The 24,426-nt window shown below is 57.9% G+C and carries 11 protein-coding genes, 2 tRNA genes and 3 rRNA genes; 12 read left to right on the plus strand and 4 right to left on the minus strand.

Annotated elements, in window-relative coordinates; genetic code table 11:
- Positions 1-434: 434 nt before the first annotated feature.
- From LOY68_RS03515 to LOY68_RS03530, 4 genes are all read right to left on the minus strand, one after another.
- Entirely contained in the window at positions 435-1,016 is a 582-nt protein-coding gene (locus tag LOY68_RS03515; protein ID WP_265042912.1) for an IMPACT family protein, read from the minus strand.
- A 7-nt stretch (positions 1,017-1,023) separates the two neighbouring features.
- Complete coding sequence (locus LOY68_RS03520) at positions 1,024-1,674, minus strand: TetR/AcrR family transcriptional regulator (RefSeq protein ID WP_163908215.1); 651 nt, start codon at positions 1,672-1,674, stop codon at positions 1,024-1,026.
- A gap of 87 nt (positions 1,675-1,761) precedes the next feature.
- On the minus strand, positions 1,762-3,156 hold the full coding sequence (locus tag LOY68_RS03525; RefSeq protein ID WP_265042914.1) for a uracil-xanthine permease family protein: 1,395 nt from the start codon (positions 3,154-3,156) through the stop codon (positions 1,762-1,764).
- A gap of 123 nt (positions 3,157-3,279) precedes the next feature.
- Positions 3,280-4,200 carry a LysR family transcriptional regulator gene (locus tag LOY68_RS03530; RefSeq protein WP_265042916.1) on the minus strand — a complete coding sequence of 307 codons (921 nt, stop codon included), beginning with the start codon at positions 4,198-4,200 and terminating at the stop codon, positions 3,280-3,282.
- Between the two features lie 138 nt (positions 4,201-4,338).
- Between LOY68_RS03530 and LOY68_RS03535 the strand changes: the two genes are divergently transcribed.
- The 12 genes from LOY68_RS03535 to LOY68_RS03590 all read left to right on the plus strand — a co-directional run bounded on the left by LOY68_RS03535 (position 4,339) and on the right by LOY68_RS03590 (position 24,425).
- Positions 4,339-5,688 (plus strand): aspartate aminotransferase family protein, encoded by a 1,350-nt coding sequence (locus LOY68_RS03535; RefSeq protein WP_163908219.1) that lies wholly within the window; start codon positions 4,339-4,341, stop codon positions 5,686-5,688.
- A gap of 75 nt (positions 5,689-5,763) precedes the next feature.
- Complete coding sequence (locus LOY68_RS03540; protein ID WP_265042918.1) at positions 5,764-7,257, plus strand: CoA-acylating methylmalonate-semialdehyde dehydrogenase; 1,494 nt, start codon at positions 5,764-5,766, stop codon at positions 7,255-7,257.
- Between the two features lie 567 nt (positions 7,258-7,824).
- Positions 7,825-9,364: ribosomal RNA gene (locus LOY68_RS03545) — 16S ribosomal RNA — on the plus strand.
- A gap of 83 nt (positions 9,365-9,447) precedes the next feature.
- Positions 9,448-9,524: transfer RNA gene (locus LOY68_RS03550), tRNA-Ile, on the plus strand.
- 33 nt (positions 9,525-9,557) lie between these two features.
- Positions 9,558-9,633: transfer RNA gene (locus tag LOY68_RS03555), tRNA-Ala, on the plus strand.
- A gap of 247 nt (positions 9,634-9,880) precedes the next feature.
- Positions 9,881-12,772 (plus strand): 23S ribosomal RNA (locus tag LOY68_RS03560).
- 176 nt (positions 12,773-12,948) lie between these two features.
- A 5S ribosomal RNA gene (rrf, locus tag LOY68_RS03565) occupies positions 12,949-13,064 on the plus strand.
- Together the 16S, 23S and 5S rRNA genes with 2 tRNA genes alongside form the textbook arrangement of a ribosomal RNA operon.
- A 156-nt stretch (positions 13,065-13,220) precedes the next feature.
- Positions 13,221-16,673, plus strand: a complete 3,453-nt coding sequence (recC, locus tag LOY68_RS03570; protein ID WP_265042920.1) for an exodeoxyribonuclease V subunit gamma — start codon at positions 13,221-13,223, stop codon at positions 16,671-16,673.
- Positions 16,670-20,359, plus strand: coding sequence for an exodeoxyribonuclease V subunit beta (recB, locus tag LOY68_RS03575; RefSeq protein ID WP_265042922.1), 3,690 nt, complete (start codon positions 16,670-16,672; stop codon positions 20,357-20,359). The genes recC and recB overlap by 4 nt, the downstream gene beginning before the upstream one ends.
- Positions 20,356-22,452, plus strand: a complete 2,097-nt coding sequence (gene recD, locus LOY68_RS03580; protein WP_265042924.1) for an exodeoxyribonuclease V subunit alpha — start codon at positions 20,356-20,358, stop codon at positions 22,450-22,452. The genes recB and recD overlap by 4 nt, the downstream gene beginning before the upstream one ends.
- Positions 22,453-22,584: 132 nt before the next feature.
- On the plus strand, positions 22,585-23,160 hold the full coding sequence (locus tag LOY68_RS03585; protein ID WP_265042926.1) for a YfiR family protein: 576 nt from the start codon (positions 22,585-22,587) through the stop codon (positions 23,158-23,160).
- A complete protein-coding gene (locus LOY68_RS03590) occupies positions 23,157-24,425 on the plus strand; it encodes a diguanylate cyclase domain-containing protein (RefSeq protein WP_163908235.1) in 1,269 nt (422 codons plus the stop codon). Before LOY68_RS03585 ends, LOY68_RS03590 begins: the two co-directional genes overlap by 4 nt.
- Position 24,426 lies beyond the last annotated feature (1 nt).

Genomic DNA, 24,426 nt, shown 5'->3' on the forward strand with positions numbered 1-24,426 from the left:
CTCCGGTTTTGCCCGCAACAATTTGATCAAAAAACGAGCAGTCGGCTGCAAGCTATGCCAGATATGGGGCTGCGCCAGCCATGAACGGGTTATCCACAGGTTGCTCCACAGTATTTGTGCGCAAGCCCGACGCTCGGGCATAAGCACTGCATCGCTATCTTCTAAAGGTGATAAACCGAGCTAACTGATTGTTTTTTCGTGAATTTAGCTTTTTTGATAGCACTTTGGACGAAAAATGAACAACGCCCGCAAAGCCGCATGACAGAAGGGTTACAGCGGGATGTGCTCAGGTTATCCACAGGCGGGTGCACAGCAGGTGTGGGCAAGTGTCGGGTGCATTGGAAATGATGAATGCCCCAAAAGATCGCAGCCTTCGGACGGGAATGCGATCTCCTGTAGGAGCTGCCGAAGGCTGCGATCTTTTGATCTTGTTTTTAGCGTTGCAAGAGAATCCGCCCGCGACTCAAATCCGCGAGCTGCAATTGCAGGGTTTCGATCTGCGCTTCGCCAATCGCCAACTTCAGATCCACGCCATTAGCGGTAAACGACTCCTCCACCACCAACCCGCCCAACTCCGCCACCCGCAACTTCACCAACACCAACTCGCCAAATCCGCAGGCACAACTCATTGGCACCCGGCTGATCAACTCGACCTTGGGTGCACCTTGCAGGCACTTGTTCGCGCCGCCGCCATAAGCCCGGGCCAGGCCGCCGGTGCCCAGTTGAATGCCGCCGTACCAGCGGATCACCAGCACCGCGACCTGGTCGCAATCCTGCGCTTCAATCGCCGCCAGAATCGGCCGGCCAGCGGTGCCACCGGGTTCGCCGTCGTCGTTGCTGCGGTACTGGTCGCCAAGCTTCCAGGCCCAGCAATTGTGTGTAGCGTTCAAGTCGCTGTGTTGCTCGATGAACGCCTGGGCTTCGGGCGGGCTGCCGATCGGCCCGGCGAGGGTAATGAAGCGGCTTTTGCGAATCTCTTCGCGGTATTCGCAAAAACCACTGAGGGTAAAAGGCATAGGGGACTTAGATAACAGGTGTCAGGCCGCAGCCCTTGAGGATGATGCGGATCAGGTTATCACCAGCGTCTTCCATGTCTTGTTTGGTCAGCTTGGTGCGACCGCTGACCCGGCAGATCTGGGTGGCGAAGTCGGCGTAATGCTGAGTGCTGCCCCACAATAGGAAAATCAGGTTCACCGGGTCGACCGGGTCCATTTTGCCGGCGTCGATCCAGGCCTGGAACACTGCGGCGCGACCCTGGAACCAGGCGCGATAATCCTGGTTGAAATACTCGGTCAAACACTCGCCGCCACTGATGACTTCCATAGCGAAAATCCGCGAGGCTTGCGGCTGGCGCCGGGAGAATTCCATCTTGGCGCGGATATAGCGAGTCAGCGCCTCGGCCGGATCGTCTTCCGCCGTCAGGGTGTTGAACGTGCTGTCCCACAATTCGATGATGTTGCTCAACACCGCCACGTACAACCCAAGCTTGTTGGTGAAGTAGTAATGCAGGTTCGCCTTGGGCAACCCGGCATTGACGGCGATGGTGTTCATGCTGGTGCCTTTGAACCCGTGTCGGGCGAATTCATCTTCGGCGGCTTTGAGGATCGTCTCTTCGTTCTTTTGACGAATGCGGCTGGCAGGTTTGCCGCCGTGGGCGGGGACTTCAAAGGTCATAGGCACTTCCGAAATAGTCTGTGGGTGCAACCAGTGCGTTGATAGCGCACCCACAGGTTTCAGACAAGTCCTGAGGCAATAAAACCCTTATAGCTGCTCGATCTGCTCGCTTTTCAACGGGGTATTGGCGTCAAGCATTTGGGTTTTTGACTCGGGCAGCAACAGGCACATCAGGATTGCGGTGATACCTCCGCTGGTGATCGCCGAGTCGAACAGGTTCTGCACCAGTTTTGGCAGCAAGTGCAAAAGGTTTGGCTGCGCGGCAATACCCAGGCCGACGCCGAATGACGTAGCGATGATCAACATGCTGCGTCGGTCCAACGGCGCTTGGGCAAGGATGCGCACACCGGCCGCCGCAACACTGCCGAACATCACCAGGGTCGCACCGCCGAGCACCGGTTTGGGAATCTGCTGCAACACTGCGCCGATCATCGGAAACATCCCGAGGCAAAACAACACGGCGCCGATGTACAGGCCGACGTAACGGCTGGCGACGCCGGTCAACTGGATCACGCCGTTGTTCTGCGCGAACGTGGTGTTGGGGAATGCACTGAAGGTCGCGGCGATCAGGCAACTGAAACCATCACCGAGTACGCCGCCCTTGAGTCGATTGATGTACGAAGGTCCGCTGATAGGCTGGCGTGCGAGCATGCAGTTGGCCGTGAGGTCGCCGACGGTTTCGATGGTGCTGATCAGATAAATCAGCGCGACCGGTAGGAAAGCGCTCCAGTCGAAGCTGAAACCGAAGCGAAACGGGATCGGAAGACTGACCAGGGGCAAGTCAGGCAGTGGCTGTGGGACCAGTTTTCCGCTGAACCATGCCGCGAGGCTGCCGAGCACCAAGCCGATGATGATGGCTGAGAGGCGAATCCACGGAGTGTTCGAGCGATTGAGCAGGACGATCGTCAACAGCACGAACACGCCTAACGCCAGATTCCCCGGGGCGCCGAAATCCGCCGCGTTGAAACCACCACCGAGGTCAGTGACGCCCACTTTGATCAGGCTGATGCCGATCAACGTGATGACAATCCCGGTCACCAACGGTGTGATTACCCGGCGCAACTGGCCGATGAAACGGCTGAGGACGATCTGCACCACGGCGCCGAAAAAGCACACGCCGAAGATCATCGCCAGAATGTCTTCCGGGCTACCGCCGCGTTGCTTGACCAGAAAACCAGCCGACAGCACCGCGCCCAAAAACGCAAAACTGGTGCCTTGCAGGCAAATCATCCCGGCACCAATGCCGAATGGCCGACGCGCCTGGATGAACGTTCCTACGCCGGAGACCATCAGAGCCATGCTGATCAGGTACGGCAAATACGTGGTCAATCCGAGGGCCGAACCGATCACCAGCGGCGGGGTGATGATGCCAACGAAACTGGCGAGTACGTGTTGCAGGGCGGCGAGGATCGCGGCGAGAGGTTTTGGGCGATCGTTTAGGCCGTAGATCAGATCGCTTTGGGGTGAGGATTCTGGCTGCATGGGCGTAGGAACTCATTGCTGACGGATCAAGGTTCCCGGTGTGTTGCAAAAAGCTGTCCAAGTGCTCAGGTTATTGTTTTGTTTGAGCGGCGCGGCCCAGTCTGGCCAAGCTTCTGCGTCTTTTCAGCGCGTCGCCGCCAGGCTCTCCAGAAAGCTTTCCAGCACCAAATGGGGGCGACGCCCCTTGCGCGTGACCGAAGCGAGGCTCAAGTCATAAAACCGCACGGTGGGTTTGAGGGCGCGCAGGCGGCCCTGCTGCACCCAGAGGCTGGCGTAATGGTCCGGCAGGTAACCGATGTAGCGTCCGGTCAGGATCAGGAACGCCATGCCTTCGCGGTCGGAGGCGCTGGCGGTGCAGTTGAGGGCCTGGTAATGCGCCTGGATCTCGGCGGGCAGGCGAAAGGTCGGGGCGATGGCGTCCTGGCTGTTCAGGCGTTGATCGTCGAGTTGCTTGTCATCGACGTAAAACAACGGGTGGCCCACCGCGCAATACAGCAGCGAACGTTCGCTGTAGAGCGGTTGATATTCCAGTCCGGACAATGCGCTGGCCTGCGGCACCACACCGACGTGCAAGCGACCATCAAGCACCCCTTGTTCGACTTCATTGGGCGCGATCATGCGGATCTGGATCTGCACGTCCGGCCCGCGTTCCTTCAATTGCGCCAGCGCGTGGGTAATGCGCATGTGGGGCAGGGTGACCAGGTTGTCGGTCAGTCCAATGGTCAGCTCGCCGCGCAAGTGTTGGTGCAGGCCGTTGACCTCGGTGCGGAAACTTTCCAGCGCACTTAATAGCTGCAGCGCGGAGTGGTAAACCTCGCGGCCCTCTTCGGTCAGGGAAAACCCGGCGCGACCGCGCTGGCACAAGCGCAGGCCCAGGCGTTGTTCCAGGTCGCTCATTTGCTGGCTGATGGCCGAGCGGCCGATGCCCAATACCGATTCCGCTGCGGAGAAGCCGCCGCACTCCACCACGCTGCGGAAGATCCGTAACAGGCGAATATCAAAGTCGCTGACTTGTGCCAGCGGATCGGGGCGGCGAGTGCTCATGCTTTGGATACCAAAAGTTTAGTGAAGGTATGACTGAAGGTTACAAGAGTTGGATTTCACCAACTTTATCCCCGTGGCAATTTAGCTGCAAGAACGCTTTTGATCTCTACGCCGCTTATGCCCTGCGAGGTTTTAATCATGAACTTGCCCGAAAACGCCCCGTCTTCCCTAGCCAGCCAGCTCAAGCTCGATGCGCACTGGATGCCCTACACCGCCAACCGAAATTTCCAGCGTGATCCGCGACTGATCGTCGCCGCCGAAGGCAGTTGGCTGACAGACGACAAGGGCCGCAAGGTCTACGATTCGCTTTCGGGGCTGTGGACCTGCGGCGCCGGGCACACGCGCAAGGAAATCCAGGAAGCGGTGGCCAAGCAACTGGGCACCCTCGATTACTCTCCGGGCTTCCAGTACGGCCATCCGTTGTCGTTCCAGTTGGCTGAGAAAATCACCGACCTGACCCCGGGCAATCTGAATCACGTTTTCTTCACTGACTCGGGTTCCGAGTGCGCGGACACCGCAGTGAAAATGGTCCGTGCTTACTGGCGCCTGAAAGGCCAGGCGACCAAGACCAAAATGATCGGCCGTGCTCGTGGTTATCACGGTGTAAACATTGCCGGCACCAGCCTTGGCGGTGTGAACGGCAACCGCAAACTGTTCGGCCAGGGCCTGATGGACGTTGATCACCTGCCGCACACTTTGCTGGCCAGCAACGCTTACTCCCGTGGCATGCCGAAAGAGGGCGGTATCGCCCTGGCAGATGAACTGCTGAAGTTGATCGAATTGCACGACGCTTCGAACATCGCCGCCGTCTTCGTAGAACCAATGGCCGGTTCCGCAGGCGTGCTGGTTCCGCCTGAGGGCTACCTTAAGCGTCTGCGCGAAATCTGCGATCAGCACAACATCCTGCTGGTGTTCGACGAAGTGATCACCGGTTTCGGCCGTACCGGTTCGATGTTCGGCGCTGACAGCTTCGGCGTGACCCCGGACCTGATGTGCATCGCCAAGCAAGTCACCAACGGCGCGATCCCGATGGGCGCGGTGATTGCCAGCTCCGAGATCTATCACACCTTCATGAACCAGGCGACGCCGGAGTACGCGGTGGAATTCCCCCACGGCTACACCTATTCCGCGCACCCGGTGGCCTGTGCCGCTGGCCTGGCAGCACTCGACCTGCTGCAAAAGGAAAACCTGGTGCAGAGCGTGGCTGAAGTCGCGCCGCATTTCGAAAATGCACTGCACGGTCTGAAAGGCTCGAAGAACATCATCGACATCCGCAACTACGGCTTGGCCGGTGCAATCCAGATTGCCCCGCGTGACGGCGACGCGATTGTGCGTCCGTTCGAAGCCGGCATGGCGCTGTGGAAAGCCGGGTTCTACGTGCGCTTCGGCGGCGACACCCTGCAGTTCGGCCCAACCTTCAACAGCAAGCCGCAAGACCTTGATCGTCTGTTCGATGCGGTCGGCGAAGTGCTGAACAAGATCGACTGATTTCTCCCTCTTTATATATACAAACACCAGGCGCCCCACGACGGGCGTCGGTGCACAAAATTTCAGGAGTACCGCATGAGCCTCATCCCGCATTTGATCAATGGCGAACTGGTGACTGAAGACGGTCGCACAGCTGACGTGTTCAACCCGTCGACCGGCAAGGCCATCCACAAGCTGCCATTGGCCAGCCGCGAAACCATTCAGAAAGCCATCGATGCCGCCAAGGCTGCGTTCCCGGCTTGGCGCAACACGCCTCCGGCCAAACGTGCGCAGGTGATGTTCCGCTTCAAGCAATTGCTGGAGCAGAACGAAGCACGCATCGCGCAGTTGATCAGCGAAGAACACGGCAAGACGCTGGAAGATGCGGCGGGTGAGTTGAAGCGCGGTATCGAGAACGTCGAGTTCGCGTGCGCTGCGCCGGAAATCCTCAAGGGCGAGTACAGCCGCAACGTTGGGCCGAATATCGATGCGTGGTCGGACTTCCAGCCGTTGGGTGTGGTCGCCGGTATCACACCGTTCAACTTCCCGGCGATGGTGCCGTTGTGGATGTATCCGCTGGCGATCGTCTGCGGTAACTGCTTCATTCTCAAGCCGTCCGAGCGTGACCCGAGTTCTACGCTGCTGATCGCTCAGTTGTTGATCGAGGCCGGTCTGCCTAAAGGCGTGCTGAGTGTGGTGCACGGCGACAAGGCTGCAGTGGATGCATTGATTGAAGCGCCGGAAGTCAAAGCGCTGAGCTTTGTCGGTTCGACGCCGATTGCCGAATACATCTACGCCGAGGGCACCAAGCGCGGTAAACGCGTTCAGGCTCTGGGCGGGGCGAAGAACCATGCGGTGCTGATGCCGGATGCGGATCTGGATAACGCTGTCAGTGCACTGATGGGCGCGGCGTATGGTTCTTGCGGCGAGCGTTGCATGGCGATCTCGGTGGCCGTGTGCGTCGGTGACCAGGTAGCGGATGCGCTGGTGGCCAAGTTGGTGCCGCAAATCAAGGCACTGAAAATCGGTGCCGGGACTTCGTGTGGCCTGGACATGGGGCCGCTGGTTTCCGGTCAGGCTCGCGATAAAGTCAGTGGCTATATAGAAGACGGTGTTTCTTCTGGTGCGACCCTGGTGGTGGATGGCCGTGGTTTGAGCGTTGCAGGGCACGAAGAGGGCTTCTTCCTGGGTGGGTGCCTGTTCGATAACGTCACGCCTGAGATGCGCATCTATAAAGAAGAGATCTTCGGGCCAGTGCTGTGCGTTGTTCGGGTCAACAGCCTGGAAGAGGCGATGCAACTGATCAACGATCACGAGTATGGCAACGGCACCTGCATCTTCACCCGTGATGGTGAGGCGGCGCGGTTGTTCTGCGATGAGATTGAAGTCGGCATGGTGGGCGTTAACGTACCGTTGCCGGTGCCGGTGGCGTATCACAGCTTTGGTGGCTGGAAGCGTTCGCTGTTTGGCGACTTGCATGCGTATGGTCCGGATGGCGTGCGTTTCTACACTCGTCGCAAGGCCATCACCCAGCGCTGGCCGCAACGGGCGAGCCATGAAGCTTCGCAGTTCGCGTTCCCTAGCTTGTAAGTAGAAGAGAAGAAGGCCGGCTCCATGGAGCCGGCCTTCGTGTTTTCGGGGTTTTTTGACCTATATGACAGAATTGTGAAATCAGGGGTTGACGGCAGATTCTGGAAGTCTATAATTCGCCCCACTTCCGGCGCAGTCGAAACGGAAAACTCCTTGGTAAACAAAGAGTTACGCAGGTTTCGGCAGTGAGTTGCTTCAGTTCATCGAAGCACGAAAGGAGTTGAAAAAGAGGTGTTGACAGCAGCGAGTAACGCTGTAGAATTCGCCTCCCGCTAACGAGAGATCGAAAGCGCAAGTGGTTGAAGTTACAAAGGAAACTTTGAAAACTTCTTAAAATAACCGCTTGACAGTAACTGGCGCTGCTGTAGAATGCGCGCCTCGGTTGAGACGAAAGAATCAACCCACCGCTCTTTAACAACTGAATCAAGCAATTCGTGTGGGTGCTTGTGGAGTCAGACTGATAGTCAACAAGATTATCAGCATCACAAGTTACTCCGCGAGAAATCAAAGATGTAACCAACGATTGCTGAGCCAAGTTTAGGGTTTCTTAAAAACCCAAAGATGTTTGAACTGAAGAGTTTGATCATGGCTCAGATTGAACGCTGGCGGCAGGCCTAACACATGCAAGTCGAGCGGCAGCACGGGTACTTGTACCTGGTGGCGAGCGGCGGACGGGTGAGTAATGCCTAGGAATCTGCCTGGTAGTGGGGGATAACGCTCGGAAACGGACGCTAATACCGCATACGTCCTACGGGAGAAAGCAGGGGACCTTCGGGCCTTGCGCTATCAGATGAGCCTAGGTCGGATTAGCTAGTTGGTGAGGTAATGGCTCACCAAGGCGACGATCCGTAACTGGTCTGAGAGGATGATCAGTCACACTGGAACTGAGACACGGTCCAGACTCCTACGGGAGGCAGCAGTGGGGAATATTGGACAATGGGCGAAAGCCTGATCCAGCCATGCCGCGTGTGTGAAGAAGGTCTTCGGATTGTAAAGCACTTTAAGTTGGGAGGAAGGGCATTTACCTAATACGTAAGTGTTTTGACGTTACCGACAGAATAAGCACCGGCTAACTCTGTGCCAGCAGCCGCGGTAATACAGAGGGTGCAAGCGTTAATCGGAATTACTGGGCGTAAAGCGCGCGTAGGTGGTTTGTTAAGTTGGATGTGAAATCCCCGGGCTCAACCTGGGAACTGCATTCAAAACTGACAAGCTAGAGTATGGTAGAGGGTGGTGGAATTTCCTGTGTAGCGGTGAAATGCGTAGATATAGGAAGGAACACCAGTGGCGAAGGCGACCACCTGGACTGATACTGACACTGAGGTGCGAAAGCGTGGGGAGCAAACAGGATTAGATACCCTGGTAGTCCACGCCGTAAACGATGTCAACTAGCCGTTGGGAGCCTTGAGCTCTTAGTGGCGCAGCTAACGCATTAAGTTGACCGCCTGGGGAGTACGGCCGCAAGGTTAAAACTCAAATGAATTGACGGGGGCCCGCACAAGCGGTGGAGCATGTGGTTTAATTCGAAGCAACGCGAAGAACCTTACCAGGCCTTGACATCCAATGAACTTTCCAGAGATGGATTGGTGCCTTCGGGAACATTGAGACAGGTGCTGCATGGCTGTCGTCAGCTCGTGTCGTGAGATGTTGGGTTAAGTCCCGTAACGAGCGCAACCCTTGTCCTTAGTTACCAGCACGTTCATGGTGGGCACTCTAAGGAGACTGCCGGTGACAAACCGGAGGAAGGTGGGGATGACGTCAAGTCATCATGGCCCTTACGGCCTGGGCTACACACGTGCTACAATGGTCGGTACAGAGGGTTGCCAAGCCGCGAGGTGGAGCTAATCCCAGAAAACCGATCGTAGTCCGGATCGCAGTCTGCAACTCGACTGCGTGAAGTCGGAATCGCTAGTAATCGCGAATCAGAATGTCGCGGTGAATACGTTCCCGGGCCTTGTACACACCGCCCGTCACACCATGGGAGTGGGTTGCACCAGAAGTAGCTAGTCTAACCTTCGGGAGGACGGTTACCACGGTGTGATTCATGACTGGGGTGAAGTCGTAACAAGGTAGCCGTAGGGGAACCTGCGGCTGGATCACCTCCTTAATCGACGACATCAGCTGCTCCATAAGTTCCCACACGAATTGCTTGATTCATTGAAGAAGACGATAAAGAAGCAGCCCGAAATTGGGTCTGTAGCTCAGTTGGTTAGAGCGCACCCCTGATAAGGGTGAGGTCGGCAGTTCGAATCTGCCCAGACCCACCAATTTTGCTTGTGTGGGAACGCCTGTAGAAATACGGGGCCATAGCTCAGCTGGGAGAGCGCCTGCCTTGCACGCAGGAGGTCAACGGTTCGATCCCGTTTGGCTCCACCACTACTGCTTCTGTTTGTTGAAAGCTTAGAAATGAGCATTCCGCCAAAACGGTGATGAATGTTGATTTCTAATCTTTGATTAGATCGTTCTTTAAAAATTTGGGTATGTGATAGAAAGATAGACTGGACGTTACTTTCACTGGTAACGGATCAGGCTAAGGTAAAATTTGTGAGTTCTCTTAGTTGAGAAATTCGAATTTTCGGCGAATGTCGTCTTCACAGTATAACCAGATTGCTTGGGGTTATATGGTCAAGTGAAGAAGCGCATACGGTGGATGCCTTGGCAGTCAGAGGCGATGAAAGACGTGGTAGCCTGCGAAAAGCTTCGGGGAGTCGGCAAACAGACTTTGATCCGGAGATGTCTGAATGGGGGAACCCACCTAACATAAGTTAGGTATCTTAAGCTGAATACATAGGCTTAAGAAGCGAACCAGGGGAACTGAAACATCTAAGTACCCTGAGGAAAAGAAATCAACCGAGATTCCCTTAGTAGTGGCGAGCGAACGGGGACTAGCCCTTAAGTGGCTTTGAGATTAGCGGAACGCTCTGGAAAGTGCGGCCATAGTGGGTGATAGCCCTGTACGCGAAAATCTCTTAGTCATGAAATCGAGTAGGACGGAGCACGAGAAACTTTGTCTGAATATGGGGGGACCATCCTCCAAGGCTAAATACTACTGACTGACCGATAGTGAACTAGTACCGTGAGGGAAAGGCGAAAAGAACCCCGGAGAGGGGAGTGAAATAGATCCTGAAACCGTATGCGTACAAGCAGTGGGAGCCCACTTTGTTGGGTGACTGCGTACCTTTTGTATAATGGGTCAGCGACTTATTTTCAGTGGCGAGCTTAACCGAATAGGGGAGGCGTAGCGAAAGCGAGTCTTAATAGGGCGTCTAGTCGCTGGGAATAGACCCGAAACCGGGCGATCTATCCATGGGCAGGTTGAAGGTTGGGTAACACTAACTGGAGGACCGAACCGACTACCGTTGAAAAGTTAGCGGATGACCTGTGGATCGGAGTGAAAGGCTAATCAAGCTCGGAGATAGCTGGTTCTCCTCGAAAGCTATTTAGGTAGCGCCTCATGTATCACTGTAGGGGGTAGAGCACTGTTTCGGCTAGGGGGTCATCCCGACTTACCAAACCGATGCAAACTCCGAATACCTACAAGTGCCGAGCATGGGAGACACACGGCGGGTGCTAACGTCCGTCGTGAAAAGGGAAACAACCCAGACCGTCAGCTAAGGTCCCAAAGTTATGGTTAAGTGGGAAACGATGTGGGAAGGCTTAGACAGCTAGGAGGTTGGCTTAGAAGCAGCCACCCTTTAAAGAAAGCGTAATAGCTCACTAGTCGAGTCGGCCTGCGCGGAAGATGTAACGGGGCTCAAACCATACACCGAAGCTACGGGTATCACTTAGGTGATGCGGTAGAGGAGCGTTCTGTAAGCCTGTGAAGGTGAGTTGAGAAGCTTGCTGGAGGTATCAGAAGTGCGAATGCTGACATGAGTAACGACAATGGGTGTGAAAAACACCCACGCCGAAAGACCAAGGTTTCCTGCGCAACGTTAATCGACGCAGGGTTAGTCGGTCCCTAAGGCGAGGCTGAAAAGCGTAGTCGATGGAAAACAGGTTAATATTCCTGTACTTCTGGTTATTGCGATGGAGGGACGGAGAAGGCTAGGCCAGCTTGGCGTTGGTTGTCCAAGTTTAAGGTGGTAGGCTGGAATCTTAGGTAAATCCGGGATTCTAAGGCCGAGAGCTGATGACGAGTGTTCTTTTAGAACACGAAGTGGTTGATGCCATGCTTCCAAGAAAAGCTTCTAAGCTTCAGGTAACCAGGAACCGTACCCCAAACCGACACAGGTGGTTGGGTAGAGAATACCAAGGCGCTTGAGAGAACTCGGGTGAAGGAACTAGGCAAAATGGCACCGTAACTTCGGGAGAAGGTGCGCCGGTGAGGGTGAAGCATTTACTGCGTAAGCCCATGCCGGTCGAAGATACCAGGCCGCTGCGACTGTTTATTAAAAACACAGCACTCTGCAAACACGAAAGTGGACGTATAGGGTGTGACGCCTGCCCGGTGCCGGAAGGTTAATTGATGGGGTTAGCTAACGCGAAGCTCTTGATCGAAGCCCCGGTAAACGGCGGCCGTAACTATAACGGTCCTAAGGTAGCGAAATTCCTTGTCGGGTAAGTTCCGACCTGCACGAATGGCGTAACGATGGCGGCGCTGTCTCCACCCGAGACTCAGTGAAATTGAAATCGCTGTGAAGATGCAGTGTATCCGCGGCTAGACGGAAAGACCCCGTGAACCTTTACTATAGCTTTGCACTGGACTTTGAATTTGCTTGTGTAGGATAGGTGGGAGGCTTTGAAGCGTGGACGCCAGTTCGCGTGGAGCCAACCTTGAAATACCACCCTGGCAACTTTGAGGTTCTAACTCAGGTCCGTTATCCGGATCGAGGACAGTGTATGGTGGGTAGTTTGACTGGGGCGGTCTCCTCCTAAAGAGTAACGGAGGAGTACGAAGGTGCGCTCAGACCGGTCGGAAATCGGTCGTAGAGTATAAAGGCAAAAGCGCGCTTGACTGCGAGACAGACACGTCGAGCAGGTACGAAAGTAGGTCTTAGTGATCCGGTGGTTCTGTATGGAAGGGCCATCGCTCAACGGATAAAAGGTACTCCGGGGATAACAGGCTGATACCGCCCAAGAGTTCATATCGACGGCGGTGTTTGGCACCTCGATGTCGGCTCATCACATCCTGGGGCTGAAGCCGGTCCCAAGGGTATGGCTGTTCGCCATTTAAAGTGGTACGCGAGCTGGGTTTAGAACGTCGTGAGACAGTTCGGTCCCTATCTGCCGTGGACGTTTGAGATTTGAGAGGGGCTGCTCCTAGTACGAGAGGACCGGAGTGGACGAACCTCTGGTGTTCCGGTTGTCACGCCAGTGGCATTGCCGGGTAGCTATGTTCGGAATAGATAACCGCTGAAAGCATCTAAGCGGGAAACTAGCCTCAAGATGAGATCTCACTGGGACCTTGAGTCCCCTGAAGGGCCGTCGAAGACTACGACGTTGATAGGTTGGGTGTGTAAGCGCTGTGAGGCGTTGAGCTAACCAATACTAATTGCCCGTGAGGCTTGACCATATAACACCCAAGCAATTTGCTTGCTTCGAGCTGAAAAGCGAAAGAGCACCAGATTGCGGTGTGTGAAGACGAAACGAACCGAAAGTTCGAAACTGCTCACAAAACACCGAGATCTATCACATACCCATTCGCTGGAGCGTAAACCCGTAAGGGCAAACGAGCCGGCTCCCGAATTTCTTGACGACCATAGAGCATTGGAACCACCTGATCCCATCCCGAACTCAGCAGTGAAACGATGCATCGCCGATGGTAGTGTGGGGTTTCCCCATGTGAGAGTAGGTCATCGTCAAGATTAAATTCCGAAACCCCTATCTGCGTATGCAGGTAGGGGTTTTGTTTTGCCCGCAGGAAAGTTCGTACAGCATCATCAGACGGCTCCTGGCTGTCACAGTCTCGCGACAGTGCTAAGGTTCGGCCCTAGCTTTTGTATTTTCCCAAGGAAGCCTTTATGCCGGACGCTGCGTCCCTCAATGCTGGTTTTATGGTGGTTCAAAGCAACAGTCTGGATGAACTGCGTAGCCTGGTGATCAGCATCATGCGGCACTACCCACTGGCGCCCTTGGAAAATGAAATAGCCTTGGTACAGAGCAACGGGATTGCTCAATGGCTGAAGCTCGCACTGGCCGAAGACCCTGAAGACGATGATATGGGCGGCTGTGGCATCGCGGCGGCAATCGATGTGCAATTACCCGGCAGCTTCATGTGGCAACTCTATCGCATGGTCTTGGGCCGGGATGAAATCCCGGTCAAATCCCTGCTCGATAAAGCCCCGTTGACCTGGCGTCTGATGCGCCTGCTGCCGCAGTTAATCGACCAGCCGCATTTCGAACCCTTGCAACGATTCCTTACCCACGACACTGATTTGCGTAAACGCTATCAATTGTCCGAGCGTCTGGCGGATCTGTTCGACCAATATCAGGTATACCGGGCCGACTGGCTTGAGGATTGGGCTGAAGGCCGACATCAATTACGCAATGGCAGAGGCGAAGCCAAGGCCCTGACCCCGGCGAATTGCTGGCAGGCAGAGCTATGGCGTGCGCTGCTGCTGGATGTGGGGGAACAAGGCATGGCCCAAAGCCGTGCTGGCGTCCATCAACGGTTTATTGAACGTATCAACAGTCTCGACGAAGCGCCTGGTGGATTACCGTCCCGAGTGATCGTTTTTGGGATTTCTTCGCTGCCCGCCCAAGCACTGGAAGCACTCGCCGGACTGGCTCGATTCAGCCAGGTCTTGCTTTGCGTCCACAACCCATGTCGTTACCATTGGGCTGACATCGTCGCCGATAAAGACCTGTTGCGGCACCAATACAAACGCCAGGCCCGTAAAAGCGGGATGCCGGTTGTCCTCGATCCGCAAACCCTTCACCAACACGCTCATCCTCTATTGGCCGCATGGGGCAAACAGGGGCGGGACTACATCAACCTGCTCGACAGCTATGACGATCCCGGCAGCTATCGTGCGGCATTTCGTGGTGGTCGCATCGACCTGTTCAGCGACAGCCAGCCACAAAACATGCTCAATCAGTTGCAAGACGACATCCTTGAACTGCGTCCTTTAAACGAGACCCGAGAGCATTGGCCTGCCGTCGATCTGCAAAACGACAAATCGATCCGTTTTCACATTGCCCATAGTGCCCAGCGGGAAGTGGAAATCCTTCACGATCAGTTGCTCGAGCGCTTCAGCGCTAGCCCGGATTTAAGACCTCGCGATGTGATCGTGATGGTGCCGGACATCGACAGCTACGCTCCGCATATCCGCGCGGTATTCGGCCAGCTGGAGCGCAATGACCCGCGCTTTATTCCCTTCACTCTGGCAGACCAGGGCCAGCGCGGCCGCGATCCTCTGTTGATCGCTGTCGAACACCTGCTCAAGCTGCCTGACAGTCGCTTTCCGGTCAGCGAGATTCTCGACCTGTTGGATGTCCCCGCACTCCGGGCTCGCTTTGGCGTAGAAGAACCTGACCTGCCGACCCTGCACCGCTGGATCGAAGGTGCCGGTATACGCTGGGGCATGAATGCTGAACAACGAGCCGCCCTCGGTCTGCCGCAAGAGCTTGAGCAAAACAGTTGGCGTTTCGGCCTGCGACGCATGCTGCTCGGTTATGCGGTGGGCAGCGCCAATGCCTGCGAAGGTATTGAGCCTTACGACGAGATCGGTGGGTTGGACGCCGCGCTCATCGGTCCTTTGGTTGCCCTGCTGGATGCACTGGAAATCGCGCACCAGGAACTCACACAACCGGCTCCGCCCAAGCAATGGGGCGTGCGGTTGCAAGGGTTGGTTCAGCTTTTTTTCAAGGCCAGCAACGAGCATGACGACTACTTGCTGGCTCAACTCGAAGAACTGCGCGAAACCTGGCTCGATACCTGCGAATCCGTGGGATTACAGGACGAGTTACCGCTGACAGTCGTCCGCGAAGCGTGGCTGGCCGGTCTCGATCAGGGCCGCTTGTCTCAGCGTTTTCTGGCCGGCGCCGTCAACTTCTGCACCTTGATGCCCATGCGCGCGATCCCGTTCAAACTGGTGTGTCTACTCGGTATGAATGACGGCGATTATCCTCGCGCCCAACCGCCGCTGGACTTCGACCTGATGGGCAGTGACTACCGCCCCGGTGATCGCTCCCGGCGCGAAGATGACCGCTACCTCCTGCTGGAAGCGTTACTGTCGGCACGCAATCAACTTTATATCAGCTGGGTAGGCCGGAGCATTCGTGATAACAGCGAGCGTCCGGCATCGGTACTGATTGGCCAGTTACGCGACCATCTCGCCAGCGGTTGGCGGTTGGACGACCACGCCGATGAGCTGCTTGAAGCAATGACGCAAGAACACCCCTTGCAACCTTTCAGTGCCCGCTACTTCCACGAAGGCGATGCGCTGTTCAGCTACGCTAGCGAATGGCAGGTGCTTCATCAGTCCAATGAGCAAACGACTGATATCGAGATTCTCGAACCCTACATTCAGGACGAGCCGCTAGGCCTGGGACAATTGCAGGATTTCCTGCGCAACCCCGTACGACATTTCTTCAGCCAGCGGCTCAAGGTGTTCTTCGAAGCAGCTGAAGTGCCGTTGGCCGATGAAGAACCTTTCGTGCTCGACGCGCTGCAACGCTACAGCCTCAGCGACAGTTTGCTTGAGGCGGCACTGAATCAACTGGATCAGTCCGATCAGGCACTGGAAGCCCAAGCCATCCGCCTGCAGAACAGTGGCCTGCTGCCCATGGCCGGTTTCGGTGAATGCCTTCAGCGCGAGTTGATCGAACCGTTACCGGATCTGCTGCAACGCTATCAACAACTCCTGGCGTTATGGCCGACACCGCTGACCAGCGCGTTGCCAGTGAATCTGGAACTGCACGGTTTGCGCCTTGAAGGCTGGCTCAGTGGCCTGCATCAACGCGCAGATGCGGGCATGCTGTCGATCACCACGATCCCCAACAGCATCGGCTCGATCAAGACCCGCAAGTGGCATCGACTGACACGACCGTGGGTCAACCATCTGGTCGCCTGCGCCAGCGGCTTGTCGATGACCACCGCGCTGGTCGCCTCCGACGACACTCTGCTGCTGGAACCGTTGCAGAAGGAAGCCGCGCTGAAAATCCTCGGTAACCTGCTGCTGGCCTGGCAAGCGGGCATGCGCCAACCGCTGCCGATCGCAGTGAAAACCGCCTTCGCCTGGCTCGGTCAAACCGACCCGATCAAGGCCGATGCCGCCGCGCGAAAAGCCTACGAAGGCGACGGTCAGACCACCGACGGCGAGCGTCGCGAAAGCCCGGCACTCGCCCGGCAATACGCGGATTACGACAGTCTGATCGCCGATGAAACCTTCCCCGGCTGGTGCGACGCTTTGTACCGGCCACTGCTCGAAGCCCCTTGGCGTTCACTGACCAGCGAGGGCGCGCGCTCATGACCACGAAGACACCGTTGGCCCTGGCGTTCCCACTGCGCGGCAGCCAGTTGATCGAAGCCAGTGCCGGCACCGGCAAGACCTTCACTATCTCCGCGCTATATCTGCGTCTGGTCCTGGGCCACGGCGGCGAGTCGAGTGGTTTCGGGCGCGAATTGTTGCCGCCGCAAATTCTCGTCGTGACCTTCACCGATGCCGCCACCAAAGAACTGCGCGAGCGTATTCGCACCCGTCTGGCCGAAGCTGCGCGGTTCTTCCGGGATGAGATCCCGGCGCCCGATAGCCTGATTGCAGATTTGCGAGACCAGTTCCTTCCAGAGCAATGGTCCGGTTGCGCAAACCGACTGGACATCGCTGCTCAATGGATGGACGAAGCGGCGGTCTCGACCATCCACAGTTGGTGTCAGCGCATGCTGCGCGAGCACGCGTTCGACAGCGGCAGTCTGTTCACCCAAACCCTGGAAACCGATCACAGCGATCTACTGGGCGAAGTCCTGCGCGATTACTGGCGGCTGTTCTGCTACCCGATGCAAGGCGATGCGCTGAACTGGGTTCGCGCCAATTGGGGCGGCCCCGCAGCGTTGCTGCCACGAGTGCGCGGCCTGTTCGCCAGTGAGCGCGATAGCGTTGAGGGCAAAGAGCCCGCCGAACTCATCGCCGAGTGTCTGCACGAACGGCGCACAGCCCTGCTCGAACTCAAGATGCCGTGGCGCCAATGGGCAGACGAATTGCTCGCGATCTGTCATCAGGGCATGGCGAGCAAAAGCGTCGACGGGCGCAAAATGCAGGCACGCTATTTCGAACCCTGGTTCGAAAAGCTCAAAGCCTGGGCCGAAGACGAATCCCTCGAACAGTTGGACATCGGCACCGGATTCAGCCGACTAACCCCCGACGGCATGGCCGAAGCCTGGAAGGGTGAAGCACCCCGTCATCCAGGCCTGGATGCGATGCCTGGCCTCAAGGTCAGTCTCGATGGTTTGCCGACGCCTGATGCGGCCGTTCTGCAACACGCGGCCCAGTGGGTTGGCGCACGTTTCGAAGAGGAAAAACGGCGCCGCGCAGAAATGGGCTTCGATGACATGTTGCTGCGCCTCGATGCAGCCTTGCAGTCCGACGGCGGTGAGCGCCTGGCGACCCTGATTCGCGAGCAATTCCCGGTGGCGTTGATCGATGAATTCCAGGACACCGACCCGGTGCAGTACCGCATCTTCGAAAGCATTTATCGCATCGAAGACAACAACCCCGAGTGCGGCCTGTTCCTGATCGGCGACCCGAAGCAGGCGATTTATGCCTTTCGTGGCGCCGACATCTACACCTACCTGCGCGCCCGTCAGGCCACCACCGGCCGCTTGCATACGCTGGGCACCAACTTCCGTTCCAGCCATGGCATGGTCAATGCGGTGAACCATGTTTTCGAGCGTGCCGAGTCGCGTGAAACCGGGCGCGGTGCGTTCCTCTTTCGCGAAAAAAACGGTGATAACCCCGTACCGTTCCTGCCAGTCGAATCCCAAGGGCGCAAAGAGGTTTTGCAAATCGATGGTCAGAATGTTCCGGCGCTGAACATCTGGCATCTGCCTGCCGAGCAGCCGCTGTCCGGAGTGGTCTACCGACAACAACTGGCCGCTGCCTGCGCCAGTCAAATCACCACGTTGCTGAACGGCGGGCAACAAGGCCGGGCGGGTTTCATACAGGACGGCAAAGATTTCAGAGGCCTGCTGCCGGCGGACATCGCGATTCTGGTGCGCGACGGCAAAGAGGCCCAGGCCGTGCGTGGCGAACTCTCCGCTCGTGGTGTGCGCAGTGTTTATCTCTCGGACAAGGACTCGGTGTTCGCCGCCCAGGAAGCGCATGACCTGCTGACCTGGCTCAAGGCCTGCGCCGAGCCCGACGTCGAGCGTCCACTGCGAGCCGCGTTGGCCTGCATCACGCTGAACCTCTCGCTGGCTGAACTGGAGCGACTGAATCAGGACGAACTGGCCTGGGAGGCGCGGGTCATGCAGTTCCGCCGTTATCGCGAGATCTGGCGCAAGCAAGGCGTGCTGCCGATGCTGCGACGCTTGCTGCACGACTTCCAGTTGCCCCAGGCATTGATCACCCGCAGCGACGGCGAGCGTGTCTTGACCAACCTGCTGCATCTCTCCGAGTTGCTGCAACAGGCGGCCGCCGAACTCGACGGCGAACAAGCGCTGATCCGGCATTTGTCCGAGCATCTGGCGCTGTCCGGCCAGGCGGGTGAAGAGCAAATCCTGCGCCTGGAAAGCGACGAACAACTGGTCAAAGTCGTGACCATTCACAAGTCCAAGGGCCTTGAATATCCGTTGGTGTTCCTGCCTTTCATCTGCTCGGCGAAACCGGTGGATGGCAGTCGTTTGCCGCTGCATTACCACGACGCCACGGGCAAGGCGCAGGTGACGTTGAAACCGACACCCGAGTTGATCGCCCTGGCCGATGACGAGCGTCTGGCCGAGGATTTGCGCTTGCTCTATGTGGCACTGACGCGCGCGCAACACGCGTGCTGGCTCGGTGTGACTGACCTCAAGCGCGGCAATAACAACAGCTCGGTGCTGCATTTATCGGCATTGGGTTATCTGTTGGGCGCTGGCGCGGCGTTGGCTGAGTCCGCCGGCCTGAAGCGTTGGCTGGAAGACCTGCAACAGGATTGTCCGGCACTGAGCTATGACGAGATGCCTGAGGCAACCGCTGAGCATTACCATCCGCCGCGTAACGAAGCGACCTTGCTCGCGCCGTTGCTGCCCAAACGCAAGGCCAGCGAAAACTGGTGGATTGCTTCCTATAGCGCCTTGCGCATTGGCGACAGCATGAGCGTGGGCACTGACGAAGCGCCAGAAAGTCCGCAAGCGCAAAAGCTGTTCGATGATGAACGTCTAGATCCCGAGGCACCACGGGAAGTGGTGACCGGCGGCGCGGATATTCACCGCTTTCCCCGTGGCCCGAACCCCGGCACCTTTCTCCACGGTTTGCTCGAATGGGCCGGCGACGAAGGCTTCAGCGCGACGCCGAAAGCCGTGGAAGACGCGGTTGGCCGGCGCTGCAATCGGCGCGGTTGGGAAGGCTGGATCGTTACGTTGAGCGACTGGTTGCAGCACCTGCTCAAATCACCATTGCACATCGGCGGCGGACAGCCACCGGTGATCTTTGAGCAACTGACCCAGTACCGGGTCGAGATGGAGTTCTGGTTCGCCAGTCACAAGGTCGACGTGCTCAAGCTCGATGAACTGGTGCGCCAACACACCCACAACGGCGTGGCCCGCGTGGCCGCCGAACCGGTGCTGCTCAATGGCATGTTCAAGGGCTTCATCGACCTGACGTTCGAGCACGACGGTCGCTACTACGTCGCCGACTACAAATCCAACTGGCTCGGCGTCGATGACGCGGCCTACACCGAGCAGGCCATGGAGCAATCGATCCTCGATAACCGCTATGACCTGCAATACGTGTTGTACCTGTTGGCCCTGCATCGCCAGCTCAAGGCACGGCTGCCCGACTACGATTACGACCGGCATGTCGGCGGCGCGTTGTACCTGTTCTTGCGCGGTACGCGAGCCGCCAGCCAAGGCGTGTATTTCGCCCGTCCGCCACGGGAATTGATCGAGCGTCTGGATCGTATGTTCCAAGGTAAGCCGGAACCCAAGGCTGAGCCCGCCTGGGAACAGGGAGAACTGCTATGAGCCGCACCTTCGCCGATTTGTTGCCCACGCCATTGGCGGCGGAAAGCCTGGCCGACCTGGCGCCGTTGACTCGCGCCGACGATCTTTTGCTGTTGCTCACCCGCTGGGTCGAACGCGGTTGGCTGCGGGCGCTGGACAAGGCCTTCGTTGCCTTTCTCCATGAACTCGCTCCCGATGATGATCCGCTGGTGTTGTTGGCCGCAGCGTTGACCAGTCACCAACTCGGCCACGGGCATGTGTGCCTGGACCTGTTCGAAACGCTCAAGGCGCCGGACTTCGCCCTGTCGTTACCCCCCGAAGGCGATGTGCAAAGCGGCGCGATGTTGCTGCCGTCGCAATTGCTGGAAGCGCTGGACGGCGCGCATTGGTGCAAGGTGCTGGCCGCCAGCAGTCTGGTGGCGCTGGCGGTGGATGGGCGTGAGGCGGCTCAGCATCGGCCGTTGGTGTTGTCGGGCAAACGCCTGTACTTGCGCCGCTATTGGGCTTACGAACGGCGCATCGACAATGCCCTGCGTCAGCGTCTGTCAGAACATGAAGCGACACCGACGGATTTGCTCCAGCGCCTGACCGGTTTGTTCGGTCCCGCCAAACCGGGCGAGGTGATCGACTGGCAAAAACTCGCCTGTGCCCTGGCCACCCGCAGTGCGTTCAGTATCGTCACCGGCGGCCCGGGGACCGGCAAGACCACCACCGTGGTGCGTTTGTTGGCGTTGCTCCAGGCACCGGCCGTGGAGGCTGGCAAACCGCTGCGTATTCGTCTGGCCGCGCCTACCGGCAAGGCTGCCGCGCGACTGACGGAATCCATCAGTCAGCAAGTACAAACCCTGACCGTTGCCGAAGCGGTGCGGGACAAGATTCCGTCCGACGTCACCACTGTGCACCGTCTGCTGGGCAGTCGGCCCGGCACCCGACATTTCCGTCACCACGCCGGTAATCGCTTGCCGCTGGATGTGTTGGTGGTCGACGAAGCGTCGATGATCGACCTGGAGATGATGGCCAACTTGCTCGACGCGTTGCCGGCCCATGCGCGTCTGGTATTGCTCGGTGACAAAGACCAATTGGCATCGGTGGAGGCGGGCGCCGTGCTGGGGGATTTGTGTCGCGACGCCGAGGCCGGTTGGTATAGCCCTCTGACCCGCCAGTGGCTGGAGACCGTCAGCGGTGAAAGCCTGGAAGGCAGCGGTTTGCACGAGGACACCGACGGCTCTCATCCCTTGGCCCAACAAGTGGTGATGCTGCGTCACTCCCGTCGATTTGGCGAGGGTAGTGGCATTGGCCAGTTAGCTCGCTGGGTCAACCAACAACACCCCAACGAAGCTCGCAAGCTGCTGACCGAACGCAGCTTTAAAGACGTGTTTTCCCTGCCCCTCAAAGGTGAGCAGGACAAAGCGCTGGAGCGTTTGCTGCTCGACGGCCATAACGACGGGCCACACGGTTATCGGCATTACCTGAGTCTGCTGCGCAAACAGCGGCCGCCTCTCGACAGCAGCCTCGATGATCCACGCTGGACCGAGTGGGCGCGGCAAGTACTGAATGCTTTCGACACCTTCCAGTTGTTGTGCGCGGTGCGCAAAGGGCCGTGGGGCGTTGAAGGCCTGAACCAGCGAGTGACTGACGCCTTGCTCAAGGCGCGGCTGATCGACAGCGACCAGCAATGGTACGAAGGGCGGCCAGTGTTGATGACTCGCAACGATTACGGCCTGGGCTTGATGAACGGCGACATCGGCATTGCGCTCAAGCTGCCGGAGCGCGACGGCCCCGAGACTGGCAAGCATGTGCTGCGTGTCGCTTTCCCGCGCAACGATGGCCAGGGCGGTGTGCGTTTTGTGCTGCCGAGCCGGCTCAATGATGTCGAGACGGTTTACGCGATGACGGTGCATAAATCCCAGGGCTCGGAGTTTGCCCACACTGCGTTGATCCTGCCGGACGCCCTGAACCCGGTGTTGACCAAGGAGCTGATCTACACCGGAATCACCCGGGCCAAGGACTGGTTCACGCTGATCGAACCCCGTGCCGGGGTGTTTGAAGAGGCCGTGCAACGCAAAGTTAAGCGCTTGAGTGGGTTGATGCTGGAGTTGGAGGAGGGCATTTAGTTTAGCCCTTGATATGCCAATCGGTTGACGACGTAAATCTGTCTGAAACGCCCGGTTTTACAGGCTCGCGGGCGTTTCGGTGCTGTGCTATCGTTGCGGCACTATTCCGTTGAATCCGAAGAGAATCCCTGCATGAAGTTGGCTGTCCGGGCGACAGAGAGCGTTATCGGCTGCAAGCGAATATTGCTTGTCGGCCTGCTCTGGTTGCTGGCCGGAAACGCATTCGCTCAGCCTGAAACCGCCGTCGGTATGGCTGACCAACGGGCCAAAGCGGTCACGCAGGTAGTGCTCGGGATTCTCAGTTATGCCCGCTGGCCTGTAGAACCCGCACAGTTACGCCTGTGCGTGGTGGGCCCGACCGAATACACCGACGATCTGGTCAAGGGCTCGACCCAGGCCACCGGCCGTCCTGTCACCGTACGACGCCTGCTGGCCGACAATCCGGCGATTGTCGGCGAGTGCGATGCGGTCTACATCGGCAAGTTGACCGCCGATGAGCGCAGCCGCTTGTTCGCCTCGTTGATCGGTCAACCGGTGTTGAGCATCAGCGAAAGCAGCGATCAGTGCACCGTCGGCAGTCTTTTCTGTCTGCGGGTCAGCGACGATCAAGTGTCCTTCGAGGTCAATCTCGACTCCGTCGCCCGCAGTGGCGTGCGCATTCATCCGAGCGTGTTGCAACTGTCGCGCCGTAAGCCGGCGGCGTCATGAGTCTTTTCAAACCGGATACTCGCCCCACGTTGCGCTCCGTCATCGGTCGCGGCCATTTGATCGTCGCGCTGGTCGGCGTGGCCATGGCCAGCGTGTCACTGACTTTGCTCGGGGTGCTGGCGTTGCGGGTGTACGCCGATCACAACCTGCACCTGATCGCGCGCTCGATCAATTACACCGTGGAAGCGGCGGTGGTGTTCAACGACAAGGCCGCCGCCACCGAAGCGCTGGCGTTGATCGCGTCCACCGAAGAAGTCGCCGATGCCCAGGTGCATGATACGCAGGGCGCTTTGCTCGCCCGTTGGCAGCGACCGGAAACCGGATTGCTCTCCGACCTGGAAATGCAGATCGCCAAGGCCTTCCTGGAAGAGCCCATCAACATGCCCATCGTCCATCAGGGCCGGGAAATCGGCAGCATCCAGCTCACCGGCCACGGCGGCAGCCTGATGCGTTTTTTGCTCAGCGGCCTGATGGGCATCGTGGTGTGCACGGCCATCAGTGCCTGGGTCGCGTTGTATCTGGCGCGCCGGCAACTTCGCGCAATCACCCGCCCACTGCGCAGTCTGGCTTTCGTGGCCCACGCCGCGCGCAGCGAACGGGCCTTCGACCAGCGCGTGCCGCCCGCCGCGATCGCCGAACTGGATAACCTGGGCAACGACTTCAATGCCTTGCTCGATGAACTCGAATCCTGGCAGACCCATCTGCAAAGCGAGAATGAAACCCTGGCTCACCAGGCCAGCCATGACAGCCTCACCGGTTTGCCGAACCGGGCGTTTTTCGAAGGACGGCTGATTCGTGCGCTGCGCAATGCGCACAAGCTCAATGAGCGCGTGGCCGTGCTGTTTCTCGACAGCGACCGGTTCAAGGAAATCAACGACAACTTCGGCCATGCCGCCGGCGATGCGGTGCTGGTGGCGGTGGCCACACGGGTTCGTGCGCAATTGCGCGAGGAAGACCTGGTGGCGCGCCTGGGCGGCGATGAGTTTGCCGTGCTGCTGACGCCGCTGCACAAGAACGAAGATGCCGAGCGGATCGCCGACAAAATCATTGCCAGCATGGAAGTGCCGATCACGTTGCCGGGCAACACCACGGTGTTGACCTCACTCAGTATCGGCATCGCCGTCTATCCCGATCACGGTGCCACTCCGGGCGCCTTGCTCAACGCCGCCGATGCGGCGATGTATCAAGCCAAGCGCCTGTCGCGAGGCGCACAGCACACGGCCGGGTCGGAGCACCCCGTCGTTCACGTTCAAACCAGGAGCTAAT

Source organism: Pseudomonas sp. B21-053 (assembly GCF_026016365.1).
In the GTDB taxonomy this organism is placed as follows: domain Bacteria; phylum Pseudomonadota; class Gammaproteobacteria; order Pseudomonadales; family Pseudomonadaceae; genus Aquipseudomonas; species Aquipseudomonas nunensis.